General features: G+C 53.3%; 21 protein-coding genes and 1 riboswitch. Of the genes, 9 read left to right on the top strand and 12 right to left on the bottom strand.

The window, feature by feature from the left end; translation table 11 throughout:
• Positions 1-166: 166 nt before the first annotated feature.
• A complete protein-coding gene (metF, locus tag L2097_RS22455; RefSeq protein WP_047372348.1) occupies positions 167-1,057 on the top strand; it encodes a methylenetetrahydrofolate reductase in 891 nt (296 codons plus the stop codon).
• 27 nt (positions 1,058-1,084) lie between these two features.
• On the opposite strand, the gene nagA is transcribed toward metF, so the two are convergent.
• The 10 genes from nagA to argE form a co-directional block, all read right to left on the bottom strand.
• Positions 1,085-2,230 (bottom strand): N-acetylglucosamine-6-phosphate deacetylase, encoded by a 1,146-nt coding sequence (nagA, locus tag L2097_RS22450; protein WP_250353714.1) that lies wholly within the window; start codon positions 2,228-2,230, stop codon positions 1,085-1,087.
• Positions 2,231-2,234: 4 nt separating this feature from the next.
• The gene (gene nagB, locus L2097_RS22445; protein ID WP_250353713.1) at positions 2,235-2,978 is read right to left on the bottom strand and encodes a glucosamine-6-phosphate deaminase; all 744 of its coding nucleotides are present in this window, start codon (positions 2,976-2,978) and stop codon (positions 2,235-2,237) included.
• 9 nt (positions 2,979-2,987) lie between these two features.
• Positions 2,988-3,902, bottom strand: coding sequence for a glycyl-radical enzyme activating protein (locus tag L2097_RS22440; protein ID WP_085006093.1), 915 nt, complete (start codon positions 3,900-3,902; stop codon positions 2,988-2,990).
• Positions 3,903-3,914: 12 nt separating this feature from the next.
• Positions 3,915-6,338: a glycyl radical protein gene (locus tag L2097_RS22435; protein ID WP_250353712.1), complete on the bottom strand. Its 2,424-nt coding sequence runs from the start codon at positions 6,336-6,338 to the stop codon at positions 3,915-3,917.
• Positions 6,339-6,498: 160 nt separating this feature from the next.
• Positions 6,499-7,248, bottom strand: a complete 750-nt coding sequence (locus tag L2097_RS22430; RefSeq protein ID WP_250353711.1) for a DeoR/GlpR family DNA-binding transcription regulator — start codon at positions 7,246-7,248, stop codon at positions 6,499-6,501.
• Positions 7,249-7,384: 136 nt separating this feature from the next.
• On the bottom strand, positions 7,385-8,488 hold the full coding sequence (gene gldA / locus L2097_RS22425; protein WP_250353710.1) for a bifunctional L-1,2-propanediol dehydrogenase/glycerol dehydrogenase: 1,104 nt from the start codon (positions 8,486-8,488) through the stop codon (positions 7,385-7,387).
• A gap of 53 nt (positions 8,489-8,541) precedes the next feature.
• Positions 8,542-9,204, bottom strand: a complete 663-nt coding sequence (fsa, locus tag L2097_RS22420; RefSeq protein ID WP_047372341.1) for a fructose-6-phosphate aldolase — start codon at positions 9,202-9,204, stop codon at positions 8,542-8,544.
• A gap of 252 nt (positions 9,205-9,456) precedes the next feature.
• Positions 9,457-10,311 (bottom strand): AraC family transcriptional regulator, encoded by an 855-nt coding sequence (locus tag L2097_RS22415; protein ID WP_250353709.1) that lies wholly within the window; start codon positions 10,309-10,311, stop codon positions 9,457-9,459.
• A 96-nt stretch (positions 10,312-10,407) separates the two neighbouring features.
• Positions 10,408-13,059: a phosphoenolpyruvate carboxylase gene (gene ppc / locus L2097_RS22410; RefSeq protein ID WP_047372340.1), complete on the bottom strand. Its 2,652-nt coding sequence runs from the start codon at positions 13,057-13,059 to the stop codon at positions 10,408-10,410.
• 270 nt (positions 13,060-13,329) lie between these two features.
• On the bottom strand, positions 13,330-14,481 hold the full coding sequence (argE, locus tag L2097_RS22405; RefSeq protein ID WP_085006088.1) for an acetylornithine deacetylase: 1,152 nt from the start codon (positions 14,479-14,481) through the stop codon (positions 13,330-13,332).
• Positions 14,482-14,653: 172 nt separating this feature from the next.
• Here argE and argC point away from each other — a divergent pair, with 172 nt between their 5' ends.
• The 4 genes from argC (at position 14,654) to oxyR (ending at position 19,097) form a co-directional block, all read left to right on the top strand.
• Positions 14,654-15,658 (top strand): N-acetyl-gamma-glutamyl-phosphate reductase, encoded by a 1,005-nt coding sequence (gene argC, locus L2097_RS22400; RefSeq protein WP_047372338.1) that lies wholly within the window; start codon positions 14,654-14,656, stop codon positions 15,656-15,658.
• Positions 15,659-15,673: 15 nt separating this feature from the next.
• Positions 15,674-16,450, top strand: coding sequence for an acetylglutamate kinase (gene argB, locus L2097_RS22395; protein ID WP_103280952.1), 777 nt, complete (start codon positions 15,674-15,676; stop codon positions 16,448-16,450).
• A 74-nt stretch (positions 16,451-16,524) separates the two neighbouring features.
• Entirely contained in the window at positions 16,525-17,898 is a 1,374-nt protein-coding gene (gene argH / locus L2097_RS22390; protein WP_250353708.1) for an argininosuccinate lyase, read from the top strand.
• A gap of 281 nt (positions 17,899-18,179) precedes the next feature.
• Positions 18,180-19,097 (top strand): DNA-binding transcriptional regulator OxyR, encoded by a 918-nt coding sequence (gene oxyR / locus L2097_RS22385; RefSeq protein ID WP_039077271.1) that lies wholly within the window; start codon positions 18,180-18,182, stop codon positions 19,095-19,097.
• Here the strand turns inward: oxyR and sthA are convergent.
• A complete protein-coding gene (gene sthA, locus L2097_RS22380) occupies positions 19,080-20,480 on the bottom strand; it encodes a Si-specific NAD(P)(+) transhydrogenase (RefSeq protein WP_047372336.1) in 1,401 nt (466 codons plus the stop codon). The two genes, oxyR and sthA, sit on opposite strands and share 18 nt — an antisense overlap.
• Before the next feature lie 196 nt (positions 20,481-20,676).
• Between sthA and fabR the strand changes: the two genes are divergently transcribed.
• Positions 20,677-21,315 carry an HTH-type transcriptional repressor FabR gene (gene fabR / locus L2097_RS22375; RefSeq protein WP_039077269.1) on the top strand — a complete coding sequence of 213 codons (639 nt, stop codon included), beginning with the start codon at positions 20,677-20,679 and terminating at the stop codon, positions 21,313-21,315.
• Positions 21,316-21,325: 10 nt separating this feature from the next.
• Complete coding sequence (locus L2097_RS22370) at positions 21,326-21,679, top strand: YijD family membrane protein (protein WP_047372335.1); 354 nt, start codon at positions 21,326-21,328, stop codon at positions 21,677-21,679.
• A 47-nt stretch (positions 21,680-21,726) separates the two neighbouring features.
• Here L2097_RS22370 and trmA read toward each other — a convergent pair whose 3' ends face one another.
• On the bottom strand, positions 21,727-22,827 hold the full coding sequence (gene trmA, locus L2097_RS22365) for a tRNA (uridine(54)-C5)-methyltransferase TrmA (protein WP_250353707.1): 1,101 nt from the start codon (positions 22,825-22,827) through the stop codon (positions 21,727-21,729).
• Positions 22,828-22,945: 118 nt separating this feature from the next.
• Positions 22,946-23,125: riboswitch (cobalamin riboswitch) on the top strand.
• A 66-nt stretch (positions 23,126-23,191) separates the two neighbouring features.
• On the opposite strand from trmA, the gene btuB reads away from it, so the two are divergent.
• Both btuB and murI read left to right on the top strand, forming a co-directional pair.
• Positions 23,192-25,030 carry a TonB-dependent vitamin B12 receptor BtuB gene (gene btuB, locus L2097_RS22360; protein WP_250353706.1) on the top strand — a complete coding sequence of 613 codons (1,839 nt, stop codon included), beginning with the start codon at positions 23,192-23,194 and terminating at the stop codon, positions 25,028-25,030.
• Positions 24,975-25,826 carry a glutamate racemase gene (gene murI / locus L2097_RS22355; RefSeq protein WP_250353705.1) on the top strand — a complete coding sequence of 284 codons (852 nt, stop codon included), beginning with the start codon at positions 24,975-24,977 and terminating at the stop codon, positions 25,824-25,826. Before btuB ends, murI begins: the two co-directional genes overlap by 56 nt.
• Positions 25,827-26,242: the final 416 nt, after the last annotated feature.

Here is a 26,242-nt window from a genome sequence, read left to right as displayed (position 1 = left end):
CCTCCGTATCCTGAACCTTTTTCATCTTCGCTGAACATTCCTCACGCAGTATGATGATTTTCCAGTTGACGTGCGTCGGCTTTTCCGTCATTTTTACATCTGGACGTCTAAACGGATAGATGTTCGTAGCGCAACAAATAACAACACGCGATTGATGAGGTAAGGTATGAGCTTTTTTCACGCCAACCAGCGGGAAGCCCTGAATCAGAGCCTGGCTGAAGTGCACGGTCAGATTAATGTTTCATTTGAATTTTTTCCGCCGCGCACCAGTGAAATGGAACAGACCTTGTGGAACTCTATTGATCGTCTGAGTAGCCTCAAGCCGAAATTTGTCTCCGTCACCTACGGCGCCAACTCCGGCGAGCGCGACCGCACCCATAGCATCATTAAAGGCATTAAAGATCGTACCGGTCTTGAGGCGGTGCCGCATTTAACCTGTATCGATGCAACCCGTGATGAACTGCGTGCTATCGCCAAAGATTACTGGGACAACGGTATTCGCCATATCGTGGCGCTGCGTGGCGATCTGCCGCCGGGAAGCGGTAAGCCGGATATGTACGCTGCCGACCTGGTGACGTTGCTTAAAGAGGTGGCGGATTTTGATATCTCCGTTGCCGCTTATCCGGAAGTGCATCCGGAAGCAAAAAGCGCGCAGGCCGACTTGCTCAACCTGAAGCGCAAAGTGGATGCGGGCGCTAATCGCGCAATTACCCAGTTTTTCTTCGACGTAGAGAGCTATTTACGTTTCCGTGACCGCTGTGCGTCAACGGGCATAGATGTTGAAATCATCCCGGGGATCCTGCCGGTCACCAACTTTAAACAGGCAAAGAAATTTGCCGACATGACCAACGTGCGTATTCCGGCGTGGATGTCACAAATGTTTGAAGGGCTGGATGACGATGCCGAAACCCGCAAACTGGTGGGCGCCAGCATCGCCATGGACATGGTAAAAATTCTCAGCCGTGAAGGGGTTAAAGACTTCCATTTCTATACCCTGAACCGTGCGGAAATGAGCTACGCCATCTGCCACACACTGGGCGTACGCCCGGCAGTATAAGCCAGCGGAAAACGCCGGGTGATCGCATCATCCGGCAATGCTGTATGCCACCTCGCCACCGCAGAACGTGGTGTGCACATCATAATTATCCTCCAGCACCACAATATCTGCGTCATAACCGCGTTGAAGCTTGCCTTTGTGTCCGTCCAGCCCCAGCAGGCGCGCCGGGTTAATCGTGCAGGATTTCAATGCCGCGCCAAACGGCACCATCGCTCTTTCTACCATATTGTATAAGCCGCGATTAAGTTGCAGCGTGCTGCCAACCAGGACACCATCTTCGCGTCGTGTTGCGCCATCTTCACCCAGAATCATGGGTTCGCCGCCGAACATATAGCGGCCTGGCGGGCAGCCTTTGGCTTTCATCGAGTCGCTGATCATGATGACGTAGTCATCATTTTTCAGGCGATAGAGGTGCGATGCCGACACCAGACCCACGAAAATGCCATCGGCGATGACTTCGCCGTACAGCCCATCCAGGCGAAAGGCTGCGCCGAGCAGGCCCGGTTCGCGGTTTACATATTTCGCCATGCCGTTGTAAACATGGGTAACGTTTTTTGCGCCGTTAGCGACGGCCTCCAGCGCCTGTTCAAACGTGGCGTCTGAATGACCCATATTGACGGCAATCCCCCGTTGCGTGCAGTAACGGGTGAGGGCAAGATCGGCATCCTCTTCTGGCGCCAGAGTAATGGCGATGATGCGATTGTTTGCGGCCTTCTCAAAACCCTGAAACTGCGCGATGTTCGCCGGACGGATCTGTTTTTCCGGCTGTGCGCCGCGGTATTTCTGGCACAGGAACGGGCCTTCAAAATGGATGCCGAGGATCTCCGCGCCCGCGTTGCCTTCATCCATTACACGGGAGATATTTTCCAGCGCCGCCAGCAGCGTGGCGTCTTCATCCGTCACGGTGGTCGGACAAAATGCCGTGACCCCTTCTGCCGGAAGATTTACCGCCCAGCGGCGCAGGCCTTCCGGATCGTTTTCATTGGTGTCGTAATTCCATCCACCGTGAGCATGGCTGTCAATCAGGCCAGGGATAATACGACGCGAGCCGAAATCATGGGCGGCATGGTGCGTCAGCCCGATGGCAATGTTACTGATTCGTCCCTCTTCTACGGTGATGTTCGCCGGATAAAACCCGCCGGAGAGCCAGACACGTTCACTTTGGATGATCATACGCTCACCTCAATGACGAAATCAGCGATGCTGCTTCGTTGTCGCACATGACGGTTACATTCGGATGCAGCAGCAGGAAAGAGGCCGGAAACATCGGGTCGATAGCTGTGCAATCGTGCAGTCGCTTCATGACCTGGGCTTTGGATTTACCGTTGGCGATCAGTACAATTTCTTTACTTTTCAGTATGGTGCCCATGCCGAGGGTGATAGCCTGACGCGGCACGTCTTCCTGGCGCGAAAAGAAACGCGCGTTTGCCTCGATAGTCTCTTCGTTTAGATTGATGACATGGCAAACCGGGCTATGGGTAGCCTGCGGTTCATTAAAGCCAATATGCCCGTCGTGACCAATGCCGAGTACGGTCATATCAAAATCGCCATGATCGACAATCGCACGTTCATAGCGGGCGCATTCTTCATTCAGGTCTTTTGCCAGCACGTCGGGAACGAAACGGTTCTCCGGCGGCACATTGGCATGCTGATAGAAGTGGTGATCAAGAAACCAGTAGTAGCTCTGGGGATCGTCTTTTTTCAGCGGGATGTATTCGTCAATATTGAATGAAAAAGCACGGGAGAAATCCGCCTCTTTTTCCTGCGCCATGCGGCTCATCTCTGTCAGCAGCCCAACCGGCGTACCGCCTGTAGGGAGCGCCATCACTAAATCGGGTTTGCGGGCAAGCGCTTTAGCTACGCGCCGGGCTGCAAGCGCGCTCATCTCTTCGTATGACTGGGTAATAATAAAATTCAGCATCTTTTTTCCTTAACCGCCGATGGTGGCTTTTAAGCCAATATCTTCGGCGTACTGTTTAATCTGCTCGGTCATTTCACGCTGTACGGGGGGAATCCCGTTAAGCAAATAGGGCATGCCGAGTTTTTCGTATTTACCGATACCGTAGATGTGATATTCGAGAATATCGACCTGCTGTACGGCACTGCCCAGGCTGCGAATAAACTCAAGCCGTTTACGAATATCTTCCGGCTGATCGTTGCGTGTCGGCACGATCACCATCCGTGCCAGGATCGGCTTACCCGTTGCCGCGATCGTTTTGGCATTTTCAAGGATCAGTCGGTTATCTACTCCGGTACAGGTGAGATGGATTTCCGGATCGAATGCTTTGAAATCGTAGGAGACCATGTCCACCGCATCGACCAGCGGCAACAGTTTGTCGCGACGTATATTACCCGCGGTGTCGAGACAAAGATGAACACCCGCTGCGCTGAGAATGTGTGCGGTTTCGGTAACAAACTCTGCCTGCAGGGCGGGCTCGCCGCCGGAGAAGGTGACGCCACCGCCGCTTTCGTCGTAAAAGGTTTTATCCCGCAGCAGCAGATCTGCCAGCGCCTGCGAGGTCATCTCCTTGCCAACCTTTTCATAGGCGTCGTAGGGGCAGGCATCAACCATATCCAGCAGGTTAGTGCAGCGTTTACGGTCAATGACCACGCCCTGGCCGGGGTCGGCGAAGGTGATGGCGTTATTTGCCGCCGCCTGCACGCAGGTGCCGCACTGGCGGCACCTCTCCTTGAACCAGAAGACGTTGAATCCTGACCTGAGCGTTTCAGGATTTGCGCACCACTGGCAGCGCAGGTTGCACTGCTGCATAAACACCGTACTGCGCAGCCCCGGACCATCCTTGGTGGAATAACGCTGAATACGTGAAATCAGGCCAGTTTTCATATCACCTCACACTTACCAGCACAGTTCAGTTCGGGCGATGATCGCATCCTGTGCTTCCGGCATCAGCGTGGAGAACAGGGCGCAATAACCGGCGACGCGCACCATCAGGTTCGGATAATCTTCCGGATGTTCTTTTGCCGCCCGCAGGATGTTTGAATCGATGATGTTGAACTGATTGTGGAAAATATTTTTCGCACGACCGGCTTCCATAAAGGCGGTGAATTTTTCCAGATTATCCTCGCCTTCCAGCGCGCTCGGGGTGAACTTCATGTTCAGCAACTGACCACCGGCAATTTTCTGGTTAGGTAGTTTAGCGATGGAGTTAATGACCGCCGTCGGACCCTCTTTGTCCGCGCCGAGGCACGGTGACGCTCCTTCGTTAAGCGGCATGGTCGCCAGGCGGCCATCCGGCGTTGCGCCCACATCAAAACCATTTGGCACGTAGGAGGTGATGTTGGAGGTTGACATGGTGTAGCCGCAGCCTTTTGGTCCTTTGCCATAACGATCCGTTTTATATTTCGGCAATAGTTTGAGATAGGACTCGAACACATCAGCGACGATGTTATCCACATAGTCGATATCGTTACCGAACTTCGGCGCGTTACGGCAAAGCTTACGTACACGAGCGCCTTCAATGCCGTCAAAATTGCTGTCCATGGCGTCGCGCAGTTGTTTCAGCGTCAGCACCTTGTCATCAAAGACCAGTTTCTTCACTGCGGCCAGGCTGTCGCCCACCACGGATGGCCCGATATTGGAGGAACTAACGAAGTCATACTCCGCGCCGCCATTTTTCAGTGTTTTACCGCGTTCCAGACAGCAGTTAATGGTGGCGGAAGCGAAGGCGTCAGCATCGTGATATTTCAGCGCGCGGTCGCAAACCAGGTCGCAATCCACCGCCAGGTCGGAGTAGAACGCCAGCAGCTGGTTCCATGCCGCCCAGACTTCATCATAAGAGGCGTAGTTAATGTCGCGGCCTTCTTTGCCGTTCACATTCACCAGTTGAACGCCGGTTGTCGGATCGCAGCCGTTGTTCATCACCAGTTCAAGGATTTTGCCGAAGTTTACGTAGGTCATACCGGTAGCACGGTGGCCCCAGCGTCCCGGGATAGCGGTTTCCACGCAGCCCATCGAGGCATATTCGCGCGCGACTTCTTCACTCAGGCCCAGCGTCATCATCGCCGGAATCACCACTTCGTCACAGAAAATAGACGGCATGCCGAAGCCTTTACGGATCAGTTTTGCCGAGTCTTGCATCAGTGAGTGCGGAGTATCTTTGGAGAAGCGTACGCTCAGGTTAGGTTCCGGCAGGCCGGTCAGTGCCATGGCTTCCAGCGACAGGTAAGAGAGGTCATTGGTGCCGTCAGTGCCGTCTGGCTTCATCCCGCCAACCATCAGGTTGGAATAGAGCGGGTAGCCGCCGCTGTACTGGGTATGGCCCCAGGGGCGCACTTTGTTCAGGCTGTTGGTCATGATGAAGAAGTGGGTCAGGATCTCCAGCGCCTTCTCTTTGCTGATTTTGCCAGAATTGATATCCGCTTCGTAGAACGGCCAGACGTACTGATCGAAGCGACCAAAAGAAAACGAGTGACCGTTACTCTCGATCATCATCAGCAGGTGTGTGAGGTAAACGGTCTCTACGGCTTCCCAGAAGTTGCGCGCTTTGCTTTCCATCAGATGGGCAAACATCTCGCTCATCGCCTGCAGTTCGTCGCGACGTTTTACATCGGTCGTTTTCGCTGCCTCTTCTTTAGCAAGCAGGGAGAAGCGCTTACAGTAATTCAGTGCCGCTTCCATGGTGATGATCACGGCCTGGTAGAAATCTTTTTGTTCGTCGGTCAGGTCGGTATCTTCCGCCAGGTGCTGTTTCGCGATATCACGCATACCGCCGTAGCCCACTTCCAGTACGAAGTCATGGTTAGGAATGATGTGACCATCGCCAGACATACTGATGCCGCCGCGGTGCAGTACCCCTTGTTTTTCCGCCAGGCGGTTAATGTGCGGCAGGTTAGCCAGCACTTCATCCTGATGGGTTTTACCCTGCCAGTAATCCTGCAATACACGCAGACGTGCTTTCGTCTCTTCGCTTACCTGGAAGCTGTCGCCTGAGCGTTTATCAAATTGATCCAGCTCTTCAATCACCCAGTTGAATGAATATTCCGGAAAGACCGGCGCGGCGAAGTTAGCGCTGGCCTGGTTACCAACAATGAGCATATCCGGCTCAATGTAAATGCTCATTTTTTCCAGGATGTCCGCCATCGCCAGCGCGCGGCGGATAACAATCGGTTTACCTTCAGAATGTTTAAAGGATTCGGTGATGATCTCAGCGCGTTCCGGGCAAAGCGTCGCCACGCGGTGGAACATCTGATCCTGTTTTTTGGCAATCCTGGCAAAATCGCAATCCTGGTTCGCCGGTTTGAAGCTGAGCAATCCGTTCATAAATTCCCTCACTGGTGAAATGGTTTTCTGCATTTCATGCCTGAGGTGTGTTTTTGTCAATCTAAAAATGATCTATTATGTTCTTTTAATCACAAAAGAATCCAAATAGAACATTTAAAGGCACAAAAAAACACAAGCGCCCGGGGTAGGGCGCTGAGGATTATTCGGCCGTGTCGGCCAGGATGAGTTCTGCGGTATGGCTGTTGAGAAGGGATAATGCGTCAGCAGAGAGGCCGCTTTGGCTGATCACCACATCGAAATCGCCTAGTTGACCATGTCCGGCGAGGAAGGTCTGGCCAAATTTGCTTTTGTCGGCCAGCAGGATTTTTTGCCGCCCGGCACGTGCCAGCGCCCGTTTCACATGGGCATCCGTCATTTTGGGGACCGTTAGTTCGCCCTGTTCATTGATACCCTGGGTACTCAGGAACACTTTATCGGCATGAAGCGTGCCGAAGAAATCGGCCGTGCTAAAGGAGATCATACCCTGCGTGTCGTCTTCGTATTCGCCCGGCGCGACAATCAGCTTGATATTGCTGCGCCCCTTAAGCACGTTAACGACTGGTACCGAGTTGGTGATCACCATGATTTTCTTGTCGAAAATACATTGGGCAAAGGCCAGCGCCGTGGTGCCGCAGTCGATGATAAGGGTGTCGCCATCTTCCACTAAATCAGCCGCTTTTTTCCCGATCAGGTGCTTATCATCGACCATTTGTACCGATTTAAGCTGGAAGCTGGGCTCCACGCTGGCACCGCTGGTGAGATACGCGCCGCCGTAGCTGGTTTTCACAATGCCCTGCTTTTCGAAGAACGAGAGATCACGGCGTATGGTCATTTTGGTAACGCCAAACTTCTCCGCCAGGTCATTAACCACGACCTTTTTTTCTTGTTGCAGAATGGCATAGATGCTCATTCTTCTGTCTGATGATTGCATGGTGCGGGTTCACTAAGGGGAAAAACGCACTATAAAGCACATAAATTGCAGTGACAATATGGCTTGAAAGGAACATAAAGAAACACTCCCGGACGATGCCGGGAGTGTGAAGGGATTATTCCCACTCTTCGAGGAAGCGTTGACCGTACTGGTCGGCGACCAGGAGCGCGGCGTACACCTGATCTGCCGTCGCGCCGCCAGGCATGTTATGGATGGTTTCGCCTTCGGCACAGGCTGCTTCTGCCACGATACGCATTTTGGCAGGGATGTCGTCCGTAATATTCAGCTGTGCCAGCGTAACAGGCAACCCAACGGTGTGGCAAAGCGCAGCGACGGTTTCAATTTCTTCCGCTGGCGCGTTTTCCAGAACCAGCTGCGTCAGCGTACCAAATGCCACTTTCTCGCCGTGGTAGTAGTGGTGCGCATCGGGAATAGCCGTCAGACCGTTGTGGATAGCATGTGCCGCAGCCAGACCGCCGCTCTCAAAACCCACGCCGCTCAGATAGGTATTGGCTTCAATAACACGTTCCAGCGCTGGCGTGACCACGTGCTGCTCGGCCGCCAGCATCGCTTTTTCGCCTTCGGCGATCAGCGTGTTGTAGCAAAGCTCTGCCAGCGCTAATGCTGCCTGAGTGCACTGTCCGCCTGCCATGGTGGTGGCGCCGCTGCGCGAACAGGCTCGGGCTTCAAACCACGTTGCCAGCGCATCACCGATACCGGCAGCCAGTAAACGCGCCGGTGCGCCGGCTACGATTTTGGTGTCGACAATGACGCGATCCGGGTTATTGGGCAGCATCAGGTAACGATCAAACTCGCCTTCGTCGGTATAGATAACCGAGAGCGCGCTACAGGGTGCGTCTGTGGAAGCGATAGTTGGCGCGATAGCGACAGGTATGCCCATAAAGTGGGCCAGCGCTTTTGCCGTATCCAGCGTTTTACCGCCGCCGATACCGAGCACCGCGCCGCATTTTGCTTTTTCCGCGATGGTACGCAGACGGTCGATCTCATTTTGGGAGCATTCGCCGCCGAAAGGCACCACTTCGCAGGCAAGTCCGGCATCTGCCAGACTTTTTTGCAGCGTCTCCTGGGCGAAACCTAAGACAAATTTGTCCCCCACAACCAACCAGCTTGCTGCCAGCGGTTTGAGATACTCACCGAGACGGGTGATAACGTCTGCACCCTGAATATACTTACCTGGGGATTGAATAATGCGGTCCATACATTTCCTCCATTCTGGCGATGCGGGCCACGTACCGTGACCCTGGCGCCGGGTTACAGGTTTAGATTGCCAAATGCGTTACTCCAGTCCTGCTCAAACTTCTCTATTGCCGACTCTACCGCAGGTGTATTGAGCATTTGTTGCGCTACATCCAGGGGAAGCGTGATCGCTTCACAACCTGCCAGCAGGCAATCGAGCGCCTGGCGCGGAGTTTTGAAGCTGGCTGCCAGTACTTTACTTCCCGGGGCATGTTGTTCGAGCAGGCTTTGCAGTTCCTGTACGGTGCGGATACCATCTCCGCCCTGGGCATCGACACGGTTCACGTAAGGCGCCACATATTTCGCGCCAGCCAGCGCGGCAAGCAGACCTTGCGCTGCACTGTAAACAGCAGTGCCAAGTGTCGGGATGCCTTCTTTTTTCAGAAGCTTAATCGCGGCGAGGCCTTCGGAAGTTACCGGGATTTTGACAACGATGCCGGGTACGGCATTGCTCAGGCGTCTGGCTTCTTCCACCATTCCCTGGGCGTCCCGGCTCATGGTCTGGGCGAACAGAATGCCCTCCGGGCCAACAGCCTTTTGCAGGCGCGGTAACACATCCCAGATGGATTCCTTACCCGCAGCAATAATGCTCGGGTTAGTGGTCACGCCCGCGAGGGGGTAGATACGCGCCAGCCGTTCAACTTCTTTCACATTGGCGGTGTCCAGATACAGTTCCATGATACGTCCTCTTAAATTTCCCCGAATGATTTCTGCCTACAGGATACGAGGGGAATGCGGGAGCCGCTACGCGACATTTCTGCCAAAAACTAGACAAATGTAATATCCAGCTGAAAGCATGATCTGCATCATATTTAGAGAGGACGCACAGTTAACCTGTTGAATATAAATAGTTTAAAAAATGGCGAGGTGTTTTCATATTACAAAAATCCAGCAAATAGCATTTTTATACTCACCTGTCTTGAGGCTGAGTTATTGCAGTTTTTTCTCCGTCAGCTGGCTGTGGTACTGTCGACGATACTCAGAGGGCGAACGCTCAGTATTTTTCCGGAACAGACGGCAGAAATAGTTGCTGTCGACAAACCCACAGGTGTGCGCCACCTCTTTCACCTTCAGATCGTAACCCTTTAGCAGCGTTTTGGCGTGTTCCAGCCGCGTATGGTTCAGATATTCGTTGAAACCGATGGCGGCTGTTTTCTGAAACAGGTGCGAGAGGTAATTCGGCGAGATATAAAACGCCTGGGCCACCGATTCACGGCTTAAAGGCAGAGCATAATTTTCGTCTATATAATCGCGAATGGCTTCGAAAAGTGCCTGACTACGCGACGCCGTCTGGATTTGACTGCCGAGAAGATCGGCACAATGACTTAGCAAGCTGGCGACGATAAGGCGTGCTGTTTGCTGTTCTTTCGGCTGCATCTGCATCTCGTGCAATGTTTGCAGAAGGAATGAGCCAATACGAGGGCCCCGGCGAGCGACGTGCTGTTTAGCCAGATTATGCAACGCGCTGCCATCCCACTGAGTCACGCTAAAACCCAACTGCTGTTTGCCAAATAGTACGCTCAGCATAGTGACAGGCATCTGCCATTGGGGAGCGTTCCAGCCGCCTGCGGGGATGTAAAGCACATCTTGTTCGGTCATCAATGATGTTTCTCCATTGATGCTCAGATCCATCAATGTTCCTTCCAGTACGATCTCCAGGCGCGGGAAATCCACCTGTAACGCTGAGGCAGGTGCTGGACCCGCGGCCGTGGTAAAACAGATTTGCCGCAGAGGTGTCTGGCCGCTAATCAGGCGGGTAAGCAGATCGCTGACGTCGTAATTCATGGTTTCCTTTTCCGCGCGCATGAAACCGCTCAACCTTAACTGGCGACATAAAAAAAGGCCACACTGTGTGTGACCTTTTGCACAAGGCTGTGAAGGTTAGCCAGTATTACGCATACCCGCCGCAACGCCTGCGATGGTCACCATCAATGCCTGCTCTACGCGGCGATCCGGTTCTTTACCTTCTTCTTCCGCTTTACGGGAACGGTGCAGCAACTCAGCCTGCAGCACGTTCAGCGGGTCAGTATAAATATTACGCAGCTGGATAGACTCGGCAATCCACGGCAGATCGGCCATCAGATGGGAGTCGTTGGCGATGGCCAGAACCACGTTGATGTCGGCTTCGAGCAGCTTACGCAATTCACTGCCCAGCGCCCACAGCTCAGGTTTCACCAGACGCTGATCGTAATATTCCGCGAGCCACAGGTCCGCTTTGGAGAACACCATTTCCAGCATGCCAAGGCGGGTTGAGAAGAACGGCCAGTCGCGGCACATCGCTTCCAGCTCGCTCTGTTTGCCGTCTTCCACCACTTTTTGCAGCGCCGCACCCGCACCCAGCCAGGCGGGCAGCATCAGGCGGTTTTGCGTCCAGGCGAAAATCCACGGAATGGCGCGCAGAGATTCTACACCGCCGGTCGGACGACGCTTGGCAGGACGTGAGCCGAGCGGTAATTTGCCCAGTTCCTGCTCCGGCGTTGCGGAACGGAAGTACGGCACAAAGTCTTTGTTTTCGCGCACATAGCCACGATACATGTCACAGGAAATGGTAGACAGCTCATCCATGACGTGACGCCACGCATCTTTCGGCTCTGGTGGCGGCAGCAGGTTGGCTTCCAGAATGGCGCTGGTGTACAGCGACAGGCTGCTGATGGTCACTTCCGGCAGACCGTATTTGAAGCGGATCATCTCGCCCTGTTCGGTCACGCGCAGGCCGCCTTTCAGACTTCCCGGCGGTTGTGAAAGCAGTGCCGCATGGGCCGGGGCGCCGCCACGACCAATCGAGCCGCCACGGCCGTGGAACAGCGTCAGCTCAATGCCGGCTTTCTCGCAGGTTTTGATCAGCGCGTCCTGTGCCTGATATTGCGCCCAGGATGCGGCCATCACGCCCGCGTCTTTTGCGGAGTCGGAATAGCCAATCATCACCATCTGTTTGCCCTGAATAAAGCCGCGGTACCAGTCGATGTTCAGCAACTGGGTCATCACGTCGTTGGCATTGTTCAGATCGTCCAGGGTTTCAAACAGCGGCGCAACCGGCAAGGCATAGTCGATACCGGCTTCTTTTAGCAACAGATGAACACCCAGCACGTCGGATGGGGTCTTCGCCATGGAGATCACGTAGGCGGCTACTGATCCTTTCGGCGCGTCAACGATCGCTTTGCAGGTATTGAGCACCTCGCGGGTTTCATTGCTCGGCTCCCAGTTACGTGGTAGCAGAGGACGTTTGGAGTTCAGTTCGCGAATCAGGAATGCCTGTTTGTCGGCTTCGGACCAGCTTTCATAATCGCCGATACCCAGGTAACGGGTCAGTTCGCCGAGCGCTTCGGTGTGACGGGTGCTCTCCTGACGCACATCAATACGCACCAGCGGTACGCCAAAGCATTTCACGCGCCTAAGGGTATCAAGCAGTTCACCATTCGCGATGATGCCCATACCGCAGGCTTGCAGAGATTTGTAACAGGCGTAAAGCGGTTCCCACAGCTGTTCGTTCTGGCTCAGCAGACCTTCTGGTTTCGGCAGTCTTTGGCCTTTCAGGCGCGCTTCCAGCCAGGCCTGCGTCGCCATCAGCTGGCCGCGCAGTTTTTTCATCAGATAACGGTACGGTTCCTGCGCGCCTTCGGCACCGGCCAGCTCGCGAAGCTCGTCGGTACATTCAACCATCGAGAGCTCAGAAATCAGTAACTGAATATCTTTCAGAAACAGGTCGGTCGCCTTCCAGCGGCTCAGCAGCAGGACGTGACGGGTAATCTCTGCGGTGACGTTCGGGTTGCCGTCGCGGTCGCCGCCCATCCAGGAGGTAAAGCGTACCGGTACGAAATCGACCGGCAGTTTGTAATTCAGGTTCGCTTCAAGCTGTTCGTTAAGCTCGCGAAGATAGTTAGGCACACCTTCCCACAGGCTGTTTTCCACCACCGCAAAGCCCCATTTGGCTTCGTCGACCGGGCTGGGACGGTGTTTACGGATTTCATCAGTATGCCAGGACTGTGCGATAAGCTGGCGCAGTCGGCGCATCAGTTGATGGCGCTCATAATCGGCGATATCGGTATTATCCAACTGCTTTAAGCAGTTGTTCACTTCCACCATTTTATGGATCAGCGTACGGCGGGTAATCTCTGTCGGGTGGGCTGTCAGTACCAGCTCCAGCGACAGTGATTCGACGGCTTGCTTGATGGTCGCTTCGTTGAGATCGGGTTGGTCTTTCAGTTTACGCAGAGTACGAGCAATCACTTCCGGGTTGCTTGCAGCTTCGCCTTTTGGCGAAATGCTGTGGTATTGCTCAGCGGTGTTGGCAAGGTTCAGAAACTGGCTGAATGCGCGGGCTACCGGCAGCAGTTCATCATTGGACAGGTTTTGCAGCGTATTGAGCAGTTCCTGACGACTCGCTTCATTACCAGCACGTGAAGATTTGGACAGCTTACGGATTGTTTCGACCCTATCAAGGATATTCTCTCCCAACGCATCCTTGATGGTATCCCCCAGCAGCTTGCCGAGCATACTGACATTACTACGCAAAGCGGAATATTGTTCGTTCATGTTAACCCAGACACCCCATCTCATTTTATTTTGTTATATCCACCGCCATGCAACGTGAAACGGATAGATATCAGACACCGCCTTTTATAAAGCCACGTAAAACCCACGGCGTCAATTGCGGCGAAATCGGTTCAGCAAACGAATAAATGGCGTGAATTTACGAAATTTAATTCGCTTCCCGGCTAATAAGCGTTGCTTATGGAATTGTGAACAATGTCACTCAATTTTATCCCCACTCCAAATGTGGTCACTCGGAGCGAGGGGGGTAAATCAATGCCAGCAGAAGTGATGGACCACCTGCGTAATCAATTCACGCGTGGGTTTAATAAAGCGGGTCTCAAGATATTCATCAGGCTGATGAGCCTGATTGATTGATCCCGGTCCCAACACCAGGGTCGGGCACAGCGTTTGAATGAACGGCGCTTCGGTACAGTAGTTCACCACGTCTGTTTTCTCGCCGAGCAGTTTTTCCACCACTTCAACCAACTGATGATCCGGCGGGCACTCGTAGCCTGGGATCGGCGGATGCAGTTCAGAAACCGTCAGGCGGCCCGGCCAGCGCTCGCTCACGGGTGCCAGCGCTTCATTCAGTAAGCCGTCGAGATCGCTCAGCGTCATACCTGGCAGTGGGCGGATGTCCATATGCAGTTCGCAGCAGGCACAGATACGGTTGGAAGCATCACCGCCGTGCAGGCTGCCGAGGTTCAGCGTTGGATAAGGTACGGTGAACGCATCGTAGTGATAGCGCTCTTTCAGGTTGTCACGCAGAGTCATGATGCGCCCGATGGCATCGTGCATCAGTTCAATGGCATTCACGCCACGTGCCGGGTCGCTGGAGTGGCCGGACTGGCCCATCACACGCACCGCTGTGGAGATATGACCTTTATGGGCGCGGATCGGTTGCAGAGACGTTGGCTCACCGATGATGGCGCAATCCGGGCGAATCGCTGTGTTTTCGGAGAAATAGCGTGCACCCGCCATGCTGGTCTCTTCATCGGCCGTCGCCAGAATGTAGAGCGGCTTTTTCAGTTTCGTCACATCAACATCACGCAACGCGTCAAGAATGAAGGCGAAGAAGCCTTTCATATCGGCGGTGCCCAGGCCGTAGAGCTTGTTGTCATGTTCCGTCAGAGTGAAGGGATCGCGCGTCCAGCGCCCGTCATCGAAGGGAACGGTATCGGTATGACCCGTCAACAGAAGACCGCCAGCGCCCTCACCGGTGCTGGCTAATAGATTAAACTTATTGCGTGTGCCGGGGACGGGTTGTACTTCAACCTTGAACCCGAGGTCGCCAAACCATCCAGCAAGCAGATTGATTAAAGAAGCATTGCTTTGATCAAGGGCTTCTTCCGTTGCACTGATAGACGGAGTGCCAATCAGGGCGCGGTAAATCTCGATAAATGGTGGCAAATTCATTTTCATTGTTGACATACCTGAGTTCGTGATAGTATCAATATTCATGCATTAATAGTGAATAAAAATACATTAATGCTGAGCGTAAAGGAACCCATCCGGCGCCTTTACTGCGCGACGTGGGATTGATGCCGAATCACTCCCTGGCAAACATGACGTACTAAGAAGGTAGACTGCCCCGATGTTGAACACATTAATTGTGGGTGCCAGCGGTTACGCCGGCGCAGAGCTAGTGACCTATGTAAATCGCCATCCTCATATGAACATAACCGCTTTGACGGTTTCAGCGCAAAGTAATGATGCAGGAAAATTGGTCTCTGATTTACATCCGCAGTTGAAAGGCATTGTCGACCTGCCATTGCAGCCGATGTCGGATATCAGTGAGTTCGCGCAAGGTGTGGATGTCGTGTTTCTGGCAACCGCGCATGAAGTGAGCCACGACCTGGCACCGCAATTTCTCGCAGCGGGCTGCGTAGTCTTCGATCTCTCTGGTGCGTTTCGTGTTAACGATCCCGCGTTCTATGAAAAATTCTATGGCTTCACCCATCAGCATCCGGACCTGCTCGCGCAAGCAGTGTATGGCTTGGCGGAGTGGAGTACGGATGCGCTGAAAGAGGCGAATCTGATAGCCGTGCCGGGCTGCTATCCGACAGCGGCTCAGCTCTCCCTTAAACCGCTGATTGATGCGGGCGTGCTGGAACTGAATCAGTGGCCAGTGATTAACGCCACCAGTGGTGTGAGCGGTGCAGGGCGTAAAGCCGCGATCTCGAACAGTTTCTGTGAAGTCAGCCTGCAGCCGTATGGCGTGTTCAACCATCGCCATCATCCGGAAATCACCACCCACCTGGGGGCTGAGGTTATTTTTACCCCGCATCTGGGCAATTTCCCGCGCGGCATTCTGGAAACCATTACCTGCCGTTTGAAGCCGGGTGTGACCCATGCGCAAGTTGCGGAGATTTTCCACCAGGCTTATGGCAATAAACCGCTTGTACGCCTGTACGATAAAGGCGTTCCGGCGCTGAAAAATGTGGTTGGCCTGCCGTTCTGCGATATTGGTTTCGCCGTGAAGGACGAGCATCTGATTGTCGTGGCCACCGAAGATAACTTATTAAAAGGTGCGGCTGCACAGGCAGTGCAGTGTGCCAATATTCGTTTCGGCTACGCTGAAACCCAGTCTCTTATCTAATTGAGTGCAGGCCTGATGATGAATCCATTAATTATTAAACTCGGCGGCGTGCTGCTGGATAGTGAAGAAGCGCTGGAGCGTCTGTTTACCGCGCTGGTGAATTACCGTGAATCGCACCAGCGTCCGCTGGTCATTGTCCACGGCGGCGGCTGCGTGGTGGATGAGTTGATGAAACAGCTCAACCTGCCGGTGAAAAAGAAAAATGGCCTGCGCGTGACCCCTGCCGATCAAATCGACATTATTACCGGTGCGTTGGCGGGTACGGCGAACAAAACTCTGCTGGCCTGGGCGAAGAAACACCAGATTGCGTCTGTCGGTCTCTTCCTTGGCGATGGCGACAGCGTAAAAGTGACGAAGCTGGATGAAGAGCTTGGTCATGTGGGTCTGGCCCAGCCAGGCTCGCCTAAACTGATTAACGCGCTGCTGGACGGTGGTTTCCTGCCGGTGATTAGCTCTATCGGTGTGACCGACGAAGGCGAACTGATGAACGTCAATGCAGACCAGGCGGCGACGGCGCTGGCGGCAACACTGGGCGCAGACCTGATTTTGCTCTCCGATGTGAGCGGTATTCTGGATGGTAAAGGCCAGCGTATTGCCGAGATGACGGCGGCGAAAGCCGAGCAGTTAATCGCGCAGGGCATCATCACCGATGGCATGATTGTGAAGGTGAATGCGGCGCTTGATGCGGCGCGTACGCTGAATCGGCCGGTGGATATCGCCTCCTGGCGGCATGCGGATCAGTTACCGGCGCTGTTTAACGGCACACCGATCGGCACACGTATTCTGGCTTAAAATTTTCTCTGGCCCTCTCCTGAGCGGAGGGGGTGAAAGACAGGCAACATTAAACGAATTTAAGGAAGCATGTTATGGCACTTTGGGGCGGGCGTTTTACTCAGGCAGCAGATCAACGGTTCAAACAGTTCAATGACTCTTTGCGCTTTGACTATCGCCTGGCGGAGCAGGATATCGTTGGCTCTGTGGCCTGGTCCAAAGCGTTGGTCACCGTGGGTGTATTAACCAACGATGAGCAACGACAACTGGAAGAGGCGCTGAAGATCCTGCTTGAAGAAGTGCGTGCGAATCCGCAGCAGATCCTCGAAAGCGATGCCGAAGACATTCATAGCTGGGTGGAAGGTAAACTGATCGATAAAGTCGGTCAGTTGGGTAAAAAACTGCACACCGGGCGTAGCCGTAACGATCAGGTCGCGACTGACCTCAAACTATGGTGCAAAGACACGGTGGCTGAGCTGCTGACGGCAAACCGTCAGTTGCAGAGTGCGCTGGTTGAAACCGCGGAAAATAACCAGGATGCAGTGATGCCGGGTTACACCCACCTGCAACGTGCGCAGCCGGTAACTTTTGCCCACTGGTGCCTGGCCTATGTAGAAATGCTGGCGCGTGATGAAAGCCGCCTGCAGGATACGCTCAAGCGCCTGGACGTGAGCCCGCTGGGTTGCGGCGCACTGGCGGGCACTGCTTATGAAATTGATCGCGAACAGCTGGCCGGCTGGCTGGGTTTTGCATCCGCAACCCGTAACAGCCTGGACACCGTATCTGATCGTGACCATGTGCTGGAGCTGCTCTCTGACGCCTCTATCGGTATGGTTCATCTCTCCCGTTTCGCCGAAGACCTGATTTTCTTCAATACCGGTGAAGCCGGGTTCGTTGAACTGTCCGATCGCGTTACCTCCGGCTCTTCTCTGATGCCGCAAAAGAAAAACCCGGATGCGCTGGAGCTAATCCGCGGCAAGTGTGGCCGCGTGCAGGGCGCGCTGACCGGCATGATGATGACCCTGAAAGGTCTGCCGTTGGCGTACAACAAAGATATGCAGGAAGACAAAGAAGGGCTGTTCGATGCGCTCGATACCTGGCTTGACTGCCTGCACATGGCGGCACTGGTGCTGGATGGCATTCAGGTAAAACGCCCGCGTTGTCAGGAAGCTGCGCAACAGGGCTATGCTAACGCGACAGAGCTGGCGGATTACCTGGTGGCCAAAGGCGTGCCATTCCGTGAAGCGCACCATATTGTTGGTGAGGCCGTGGTGGAAGCTATCCGCCAGGGCAAACCACTCGAAGATCTGGCGCTGGCGGATTTGCAGAAGTTCAATGCGGTGATTGCCGATGATGTGTATCCGATTTTGTCGCTGCAATCTTGCCTGGATAAACGCGCAGCAAAAGGCGGCGTGTCGCCGAAACAGGTCGCTCAGGCCATTGCGGATGCGAAAAATCGCCTGGTATAAGCCTCTCTGAGTTCCCTCTCTCAGGGCGAGAGAGCCAATCCTGACAAAGGCAGCGCTGGCTGCCTTTTGTTTTTTATCCTGCGCAAAAAAAAGCGGACCACGGGGGTCCGCAAATGTTCACGTTGGCTTTAGTTGTTCAGAGAGAACTGGCAGTGGCATCAAGGGTAATATGTCCCGCTTCGTTTCTTGAGTTAATTATTGAACAGAATGCTTGATAGGGATAATCGTTCGTTGCTATTCTATCTATCGCCATGAACTATCGTGGCGACGGAGGATGAATAATGAATATTCGTGATCTTGAATATCTGGTGGCGTTAGCTGAACACCGCCATTTTCGCCGTGCAGCGGATTCCTGCCATGTCAGCCAGCCAACATTGAGCGGGCAAATTCGTAAACTGGAAGACGAGCTTGGCGTTATGCTGCTGGAGCGTACCAGCCGCAAAGTCTTGTTCACTCAGGCCGGTTTGCTGCTGGTTGATCAGGCACGCACCGTGCTGCGTGAGGTCAAAGTGCTCAAGGAGATGGCAAGCCAGCAGGGGGAGACGATGTCCGGCCCACTGCATATTGGCTTAATCCCTACCGTTGGACCCTATCTGCTTCCGCATATTATCCCTATGCTGCACCAGACATTCCCGAAACTGGAAATGTATCTGCATGAGGCGCAGACCCATCAGCTTCTGGCGCAACTGGACAGCGGCAAGCTCGATTGTGCAATCCTGGCGTTGGTAAAAGAGAGTGAAGCCTTTATTGAGGTGCCGCTGTTCGACGAACCCATGATGCTGGCGATTTATCAGGACCACCCCTGGGCGAATCGCGACCGCGTCCCGATGTCCGATCTGGCGGGTGAAAAGCTGCTCATGCTGGAAGATGGACACTGCCTGCGCGATCAGGCGATGGGCTTCTGCTTTGAAGCGGGTGCCGATGAAGACACTCACTTCCGGGCGACCAGTCTGGAGACACTGCGTAATATGGTCGCTGCGGGCAGCGGTATCACGTTGCTGCCTGCACTGGCAGTACCGCGTGAACGTGTGCGTGATGGCGTGGTATATCTGCCATGCATTAAACCGGAACCGCGTCGTACGATTGGGCTGGTTTATCGTCCTGGCTCACCGCTGCGTAGCCGCTATGAGCAGCTGGCAGAGGCCATCCGTGGTGCGATGGATGGCCATTTCGACAGTGCGTTAAAACAGGCGGTTTAGGCCATTTAGCGCGGCTACCCGATAGGCTTCCGCCATGGTCGGGTAGTTAAAGGTGGTGTTAACAAAGTATTCTATCGTGTTACCGCCACCTTTCTGCTCCATAATCGCCTGGCCGATGTGAATGATTTCGGCCGCGCGTTCCCCAAAGCAGTGAATCCCTAAAATCTCTTTGGTTTCGCGATGGAACAGGATTTTCAGCGTGCCAACGTTCATACCCACAATCTGCGCGCGCGCCAGATGCTTAAACTGAGCCCGGCCCACCTCGTAAGGTACTTTCATTGCCGTCAATTGCTGCTCGGTTTTGCCCACAGAGCTAATTTCCGGAATGGTGTAAATGCCGGTTGGAATGTCTTCCACCAGATGGGCTGTCGCTTCACCTTTCACCATCGCCTGTGCGGCAATACGCCCCTGATCATACGCCGCCGAAGCAAGGCTTGGGTAACCAATGACATCGCCCACGGCATAAATATGCGGCAACGCTGTCTGGTACATACTGTTGACTTTCAACTGACCACGGCCATCAGCATCCAGACCAATATTTTCCAGCTGCAGGCTGTCAGTGTTACCGGTACGTCCGTTGGCGTAGAGCAGGCAGTCTGCTTTCACTTTCTTGCCAGATTTCAGGTGCATAATCACACCATCATCCATTCCCTCAATCTGTTCATATTCTTCGTTATGGCGAATAACGACGCCACTGTTCCAGAAGTGATAGGAAAGGGAGTCCGACATTTCCTGATCCAGAAAAGCCAGCAGGCGATCGCGGGTGTTGATCAGATCGACTTTGACATTCATTCCCCGGAAGATCGACGCGTATTCGCAGCCGATCACCCCCGCACCGTAGATGATCACGTGACGAGGTTCGTGGTGCATATTCAGAATCGAGTCGCTGTCATAAATGCGTGGATGAGAGAAGTCCACATCGGCCGGGCGATAGGGGCGCGAACCACAGGCTATCACGAACTTTTCGGCGGTGAGGGTTTCTACTGAGCCATCCGGGCACTCCAGCGAAACTGTGTGTGGGTCAACAAAATGGGCGTTACCTTGCAAGATCTCGCAGCGATTACGCTCATAAAAGCCTTGCCGCATCTGCGTTTGTTGGTTAATCACGCTATCTGCATGATTGAGAATATCGGCGAAAGAAGAACGAAGAAGGCGGGTGTGGTCGCTATATAAAGGGTTTTGGTTAAATTCGATAATACGGCTGACCGCGTGGCGAAGGGCTTTCGAGGGGATGGTTCCCCAGTGGGTACATCCTCCGCCCACGTTGTGATAGCGCTCAATGACAGCTATCCGGGCACCTTGTTTAACCAGCCCCATAGCAGCGCCTTCGCCGCCGGGACCGGAGCCTATAACTATTGCGTCGTAATCGTAGGAATGTGGCATGGGAGGGCTTACCTGTTCTTATACATAAAAACAACATAATAGTAACATCGTTAGCGGGATAACCCAATTATCGTTGTGCTTTTTTCATGCAGTAAAGCAGAAAGAGCTCGTAAACAATCATTCACAATCCAGTACAATCCGATTAGTTTTATTCTCTGGTATAGTGCCAGCAGGTCTGCGGAGGGATTCAAGCATCGTGATGGGCGTTAGAGCGCAACAAAAAGAAAAAACCCGGCGTTCGCTGGTGGAGGCGGCATTTAGCCAGCTTAGCGCTGAGCGCAGTTTTGCCAGCCTGAGTTTGCGCGAAGTTGCGCGTGAAGCGGGCATTGCCCCGACGTCCTTTTATCGCCATTTCCGCGATGTGGATGAGCTCGGCCTGACCATGGTCGATGAGAGCGGCTTAATGCTGCGTCAATTGATGCGTCAGGCACGTCAGCGTATCGCAAAAGGCGGCAGCGTTATTCGAACGTCCGTTTCGACCTTTATGGAATTCATCGGCAACAATCCGAACGCATTTCGTCTGCTACTACGTGAACGTTCCGGCACCTCAGCGGCATTCCGCGCTGCGGTAGCACGTGAAATCCAGCACTTTATTGCGGAACTTGCCGATTATCTCGAACTCGAAAACCATATGCCGCGTGCGTTCACCGAAGCGCAGGCCGAGGCAATGGTAACTATTGTTTTCAGCGCGGGTGCCGAGGCACTGGATATCGGCGTTGAGCAACGCAGGCAATTAGAAGAGCGGCTGGTATTGCAACTGAGGATGATCTCCAAAGGTGCGTATTACTGGTATCGCCGTGAACAAGAAAAAATGGCGCATCAAACCGACGAGTGAAGGATAAGTAATGAAACAATCTGTCCAGGATAGAGGTACCTTGTTGCTGGCGCTGATCGCTGGCTTATCGATTAACGGCGCATTTGCAGCGATTTTTAGCTCGATCGTGCCTTTTTCCGTCTTCCCGATCATTTCACTGGTGCTAACGGTGTACTGTCTGCATCAGCGTTATCAAAACCGAACTATGCCAGTCGGGTTGCCGGGCCTGGCAGCGGCCTGTTTTATTCTGGGCGTGTTACTTTACAGCACCGTGGTACGGGCGGAATACCCGGCTATTGGCTCTAATTTCCTGCCGGCGGTATTGTCAGTGATCCTGGTTTTCTGGATTGGTTATCGCATACGTAACCGTAAGTCGGAACTGTAAACCAAATAAATGAAGCGCATCGGCCCATGAGCTAATGCGCTTTGCTTTTACTTCGCAGTGAGCAATACGCCGCATTCCATATGGTGCGTGTAAGGGAATTGATCGAACAGCGCAAGGCGTTCAACGCGGTGTGTCTGGCTTAGGGTTTCCAGGTTCTTACACAGCGTCTCCGGGTTACAGGAGATATAAAGAATGCGCGGATAGGCCTGCACCATTTTTTCCGTTTCCGCATCCAGCCCGCTACGCGGCGGATCGACAAAAATCGTCTCGCACTGATAACCTTTCAAATCGATACCCTGCAAGCGGTTGAATTGACGCACACCGTTCATGGCCTGGGTAAACTCTTCTGCCGACATACGAATGATTTGCACGTTACCAATATGATTCGCCGCGATATTATATTGTGCAGCCGCAACTGAAGGTTTGGCGATTTCCGTGGCCAGAACGCGGTCAAAATTACGTGCAAGCGCCAGTGAGAAATTGCCGTTGCCGCAGTAGAGTTCCAGCAGGTCGCCTGTTGAATCTTTTGTCGCGCCCAGCGCCCATTCCAGCATTTGAATATTCATCGCCGCGTTGGGTTGCGTGAAGCTGTTTTCCACCTGGCGATAAATCATCTCTTTCCCGGCGATCGGCAGACGTTCGTCGATATAATCCTGATCCAGTTCGATTTTGGTTTTAGTGGCGCGCCCGATCAGGTGCACGTTCAGGTTTTTTGCACGTAAGGCATCACGCAGACGCGTAGCCTCTTCACGCCATTCATCATCCAGTTTCTTGTGATACAGCAGGGAGACAACGGCCTGATTGCTCATGGTGGTCAGATAATCAATCTGGAATAACTTGTGACGCAGCACTTTATTGCCGCGCAGTCCGTCCATCAGCGCTTTCATTAACTGATTGATCAGCTCGCTTGCCGCCGGGAAGCTATCGACACGGATACGGCTTTTCGTCTGTTGATCAAAAATAATGTGGTAAATATCGTCGCCGTCGTGCCAGATGCGAAACTCCGCGCGCATGCGGTAATGGCTGACCGGTGAGCGGAACACCTCCGGAACGGGCGCGGAAAAAGGCGTCATCATGGCTTGCAGACGTACGACTTTTTCAGCCAACTGGGCTTCGTACTGTTCTGTCGGCAGGTGTTCGGGTGTCATTGTGCTTCCTGAATGATTAAGAATAACGCGGGGATTGTAGGGATTGCTCAGGGGATGTCCAGTCCCGGATGTTTTTTCACTTCCCGGCATAGCAGTCTGGACATCTATATGTTTCTGAATGTAGCATCCTTGTTCCGGTCCTGTGAGTTAAAAGGGAATCCAGTGTAAATCTGGAGCTGACGCGCAGCGGTAAGGATGTGTGGGATGATAGCGAAAGCAGACACTGCATATATATGTGGGAAGTCATCATCTTGTTGTACCTCCTAGCCCGAAGACCTGCCGGTATTACGTCGCATATGGTGCCATCATCGCGAGCTATTGATGACGCCTGCGGCATCCTTATTATTTTGTGGATGCTCTCACAATGATTAAAAAAACTTCGCTGCTGACGGCGCTCTCCGTCACGGCTTTTTCCGGCTGGGCGCAGGATGGCTCCCCGGACACTCTGGTGGTAACAGCAAACCGTTTTCAACAACCGGTGAACACCGTACTGGCACCCACCGATGTGGTGACGCGTGAAGATATTCAACGCTGGCAGTCGAAAGACCTTAACGATGTGATGCGTCGCCTGCCGGGCGTGGACATCGCCCAGTACGGTGGAATAGGGCAGAGTTCTTCTCTCTTTGTTCGCGGTACCGAAGCGCGTCATGTGCTGGTGCTGATTGACGGCGTACCGATGGCCCGTGCCGGTATTGGCAATGCAATCGATATTGGTCAGATCCCGGTCTCGCTGGTACAGCGTATTGAATACATCCGTGGCCCACGTTCTGCGGTTTATGGATCCGGTGCCATCGGCGGCGTGGTTAACATCATTACGATGAGTGACGATGAACGTGCGCAGATTAACGCAGGGATGGGGAGCAACAGTTACCAGAACTATGACGGCGCGATAAATCAACGCTTTGGCGATACGATGGTCACCGCTGCTGGTGCGTATCAGACGACCAAGGGTTTTAACGTACAGCCGGATTCAACCTACGCGGATGACAGCGATCGCGACGGTTATCGCAATAAACTGTTCTGGGGCGGCGTTCAGCATAAATTTAACGATAGCGTCTCAGGATTCTTCCGCGGCTATGGCTACAGTTCAAATACTGATTACGACCAGGGCAGCGATGGTTACGCAGGCGGTGGCGATGAAAGCCAGAATTACACCCAATCATGGGACACCGGCCTCAATTATCATTCCGGCATCTACTCCTCTCAGTTGATTGCCAATTATCAGCACCTTAAAAATTATAATTACAATGCGCAGGATGGCCGCTATGCAGCGAGTGCAAGCCTGGACAATATGGAACAGCGTTACATCCAGTGGGGTAACAACGTCGAGGTGGGGCATGGCGCGGTAAGCGGAGGGGTTGACTGGAAACAAGAGAAACTGCAATCCAGCGGCACTTCCAGTACGGATATCTACAAGCGCGACACCACCGGGCTCTATCTGACCGGCCAGCAGCAAATTGACAAGGTAACCCTGGAAGCGTCCGGGCGTGAAGATCACGACGAACAGTTCGGTTGGCATGGTACCTGGCAGACAGCGGCGGGGTGGGAATTCGTCGATGATTACCGAGTGACGCTTTCTTACGGCACCGGGTTCCTTGCGCCATCGCTTGGGCAGCAGTTTGGCGCAGAGCGCTTTGGTATTGCTTCCAACCCGAATCTGAAACCGGAAGAGTCTAAACAGTGGGAAGCGGGTATTGAGGGTTTGACGGGGCCGCTGGACTGGCGTCTGTCGGCGTACCATTATGAAATTCAAAACCTCATCGACTACAGGAATAATCAGTATTTCAACGTCAAGTCCGCCACCATTAAAGGGCTGGAGTGGACCAGCAACCTCAGTACTGGCCCGGTGGACCATCATCTGACGCTTCAGTATGTTGACCCACGTGATGACCAAACGGATAAAGTTCTGTATCGCCGCGCTAAGCAGCAGGTGAAATACGAACTGACAGGACAGGTCTTCGATCTCGGCTGGAACGTGATGTATCAGTATATCGGACAGCGCTACGATAATGATTACTACAACAACCGTGATGTAAAACTTGGCGGCGTGAGCCTGTGGGACATTGGATTGTCATATCCAATGACCTCTCATCTGACAGTTCGTGGTAAAATAGCTAACCTGTTCGATAAAGATTACGAGACAGCTTATGGCTACCAAACTGCAGGACGAGAATATACCTTGTCTGGCAGCTACACCTTCTAAACTGCGGCCCACTGTGCTGGTGTTTGATTCTGGCGTAGGGGGTTTATCGGTTTATGATGAGGTCCGGCATCTCCTGCCGGACCTGCATTACATTTATGCATTCGACAACGTCGCCTTTCCTTATGGGGAAAAGAGCGAAGAATTCATCGTTGAACGTGTTGTCGAAATCGTTACTGCCGTTCAGGCTCAATATCCTCTGGCGCTTGCCGTCATTGCCTGCAATACCGCCAGTACCGTTTCTTTACCTGCGCTACGTGAGAAATTCGCTTTCCCGGTTGTAGGGGTGGTTCCCGCGATCAAACCCGCTGCACGCTTAACGGCGAATGGCGTGGTTGGGTTACTGGCAACGAGAGCAACGGTAAAACGTCCTTATACGCATGAGCTTATCAAGCGTTTTGCCAATGAATGCAAAATTGAATTGCTGGGTTCTGCGGAGATGGTTGAGCTTGCGGAAGCGAAGTTACACGGTAAGCCCGTTCCGCTGGATGAGCTCAAACGTATTCTACGCCCGTGGCTGCGTATGCCGGAGCCACCCGATACCGTAGTACTCGGCTGTACACACTTCCCTTTATTACAGCATGAGTTGTTGCAGGTACTCCCCGAGGGAACGCGGCTGGTGGATTCCGGTGCGGCTATTGCGCGTCGTACGGCCTGGTTGCTTGAGCATGAAGCGCCTGATGCTAAATCAGCAGATACGAATCTGGCGTATTGCATGGCCGTTACACCAGAAACTGTTCTTTTATTGCCCGTTTTACAGCGCTATGGCTTCGGAGCGCTCGAAAAACTCGCGCTCTAGTGGTGTTTTGAGCAAAAAAGAGACGGTTGAAGAGTTTTTTAAAATTAGGGCTTGTCACTTCCAGAGAACTCCCTATAATGCGCCTCCACTGACACGGAACAACGGCAAGCAAGCCACCGGGTCAGCAGGGTTCTCAGGCGAATGCCGGTGAGAAGCCCGCAGAGAAAAGTAAAAATAAATACTTGACTCTGCAGCGGGAAAGCGTAATATGCACACCCCGCGCCGCAGCGAAAAACGAAGCGGCACTGCTCTTTAACAATTTATCAGACAATCTGTGTGGGCACTCAAAGTGACATGGATTCTTAATGTCTTCGGACAATAAATGAATACCAAGTCTCTGGAGTGAACACGTAATTCATTACGAAGTTTAATTCTAAGAGCATCAAACTTTTAAATTGAAGAGTTTGATCATGGCT

It is taken from the genome of Citrobacter sp. MNAZ 1397, from assembly GCF_023613995.1.
GTDB classification, from domain to species: domain Bacteria; phylum Pseudomonadota; class Gammaproteobacteria; order Enterobacterales; family Enterobacteriaceae; genus Phytobacter; species Phytobacter ursingii.
This window is presented reverse-complemented; position numbering and strand designations above follow the sequence as displayed.

Excerpts from the sequence above, each read along its gene's own strand:
- metF (WP_047372348.1), top strand. The coding sequence starts at position 167 with ATGAGCTTTTTTCACGCCAACCAGCGGGAAGCCCTGAATCAGAGCCTG.
- nagA (WP_250353714.1), bottom strand. The coding sequence starts at position 2,230 with ATGATCATCCAAAGTGAACGTGTCTGGCTCTCCGGCGGGTTTTATCCG.
- nagB (WP_250353713.1), bottom strand. The coding sequence starts at position 2,978 with ATGCTGAATTTTATTATTACCCAGTCATACGAAGAGATGAGCGCGCTT.
- L2097_RS22440 (WP_085006093.1), bottom strand. The coding sequence starts at position 3,902 with ATGAAAACTGGCCTGATTTCACGTATTCAGCGTTATTCCACCAAGGAT.
- L2097_RS22435 (WP_250353712.1), bottom strand. The coding sequence starts at position 6,338 with ATGAACGGATTGCTCAGCTTCAAACCGGCGAACCAGGATTGCGATTTT.
- L2097_RS22430 (WP_250353711.1), bottom strand. The coding sequence starts at position 7,248 with ATGAGCATCTATGCCATTCTGCAACAAGAAAAAAAGGTCGTGGTTAAT.
- gldA (WP_250353710.1), bottom strand. The coding sequence starts at position 8,488 with ATGGACCGCATTATTCAATCCCCAGGTAAGTATATTCAGGGTGCAGAC.
- fsa (WP_047372341.1), bottom strand. The coding sequence starts at position 9,204 with ATGGAACTGTATCTGGACACCGCCAATGTGAAAGAAGTTGAACGGCTG.
- L2097_RS22415 (WP_250353709.1), bottom strand. The coding sequence starts at position 10,311 with ATGAATTACGACGTCAGCGATCTGCTTACCCGCCTGATTAGCGGCCAG.
- ppc (WP_047372340.1), bottom strand. The coding sequence starts at position 13,059 with ATGAACGAACAATATTCCGCTTTGCGTAGTAATGTCAGTATGCTCGGC.
- argE (WP_085006088.1), bottom strand. The coding sequence starts at position 14,481 with ATGAAAATGAATTTGCCACCATTTATCGAGATTTACCGCGCCCTGATT.
- argC (WP_047372338.1), top strand. The coding sequence starts at position 14,654 with ATGTTGAACACATTAATTGTGGGTGCCAGCGGTTACGCCGGCGCAGAG.
- argB (WP_103280952.1), top strand. The coding sequence starts at position 15,674 with ATGATGAATCCATTAATTATTAAACTCGGCGGCGTGCTGCTGGATAGT.
- argH (WP_250353708.1), top strand. The coding sequence starts at position 16,525 with ATGGCACTTTGGGGCGGGCGTTTTACTCAGGCAGCAGATCAACGGTTC.
- oxyR (WP_039077271.1), top strand. The coding sequence starts at position 18,180 with ATGAATATTCGTGATCTTGAATATCTGGTGGCGTTAGCTGAACACCGC.
- sthA (WP_047372336.1), bottom strand. The coding sequence starts at position 20,480 with ATGCCACATTCCTACGATTACGACGCAATAGTTATAGGCTCCGGTCCC.
- L2097_RS22370 (WP_047372335.1), top strand. The coding sequence starts at position 21,326 with ATGAAACAATCTGTCCAGGATAGAGGTACCTTGTTGCTGGCGCTGATC.
- trmA (WP_250353707.1), bottom strand. The coding sequence starts at position 22,827 with ATGACACCCGAACACCTGCCGACAGAACAGTACGAAGCCCAGTTGGCT.
- btuB (WP_250353706.1), top strand. The coding sequence starts at position 23,192 with ATGATTAAAAAAACTTCGCTGCTGACGGCGCTCTCCGTCACGGCTTTT.
- murI (WP_250353705.1), top strand. The coding sequence starts at position 24,975 with ATGGCTACCAAACTGCAGGACGAGAATATACCTTGTCTGGCAGCTACA.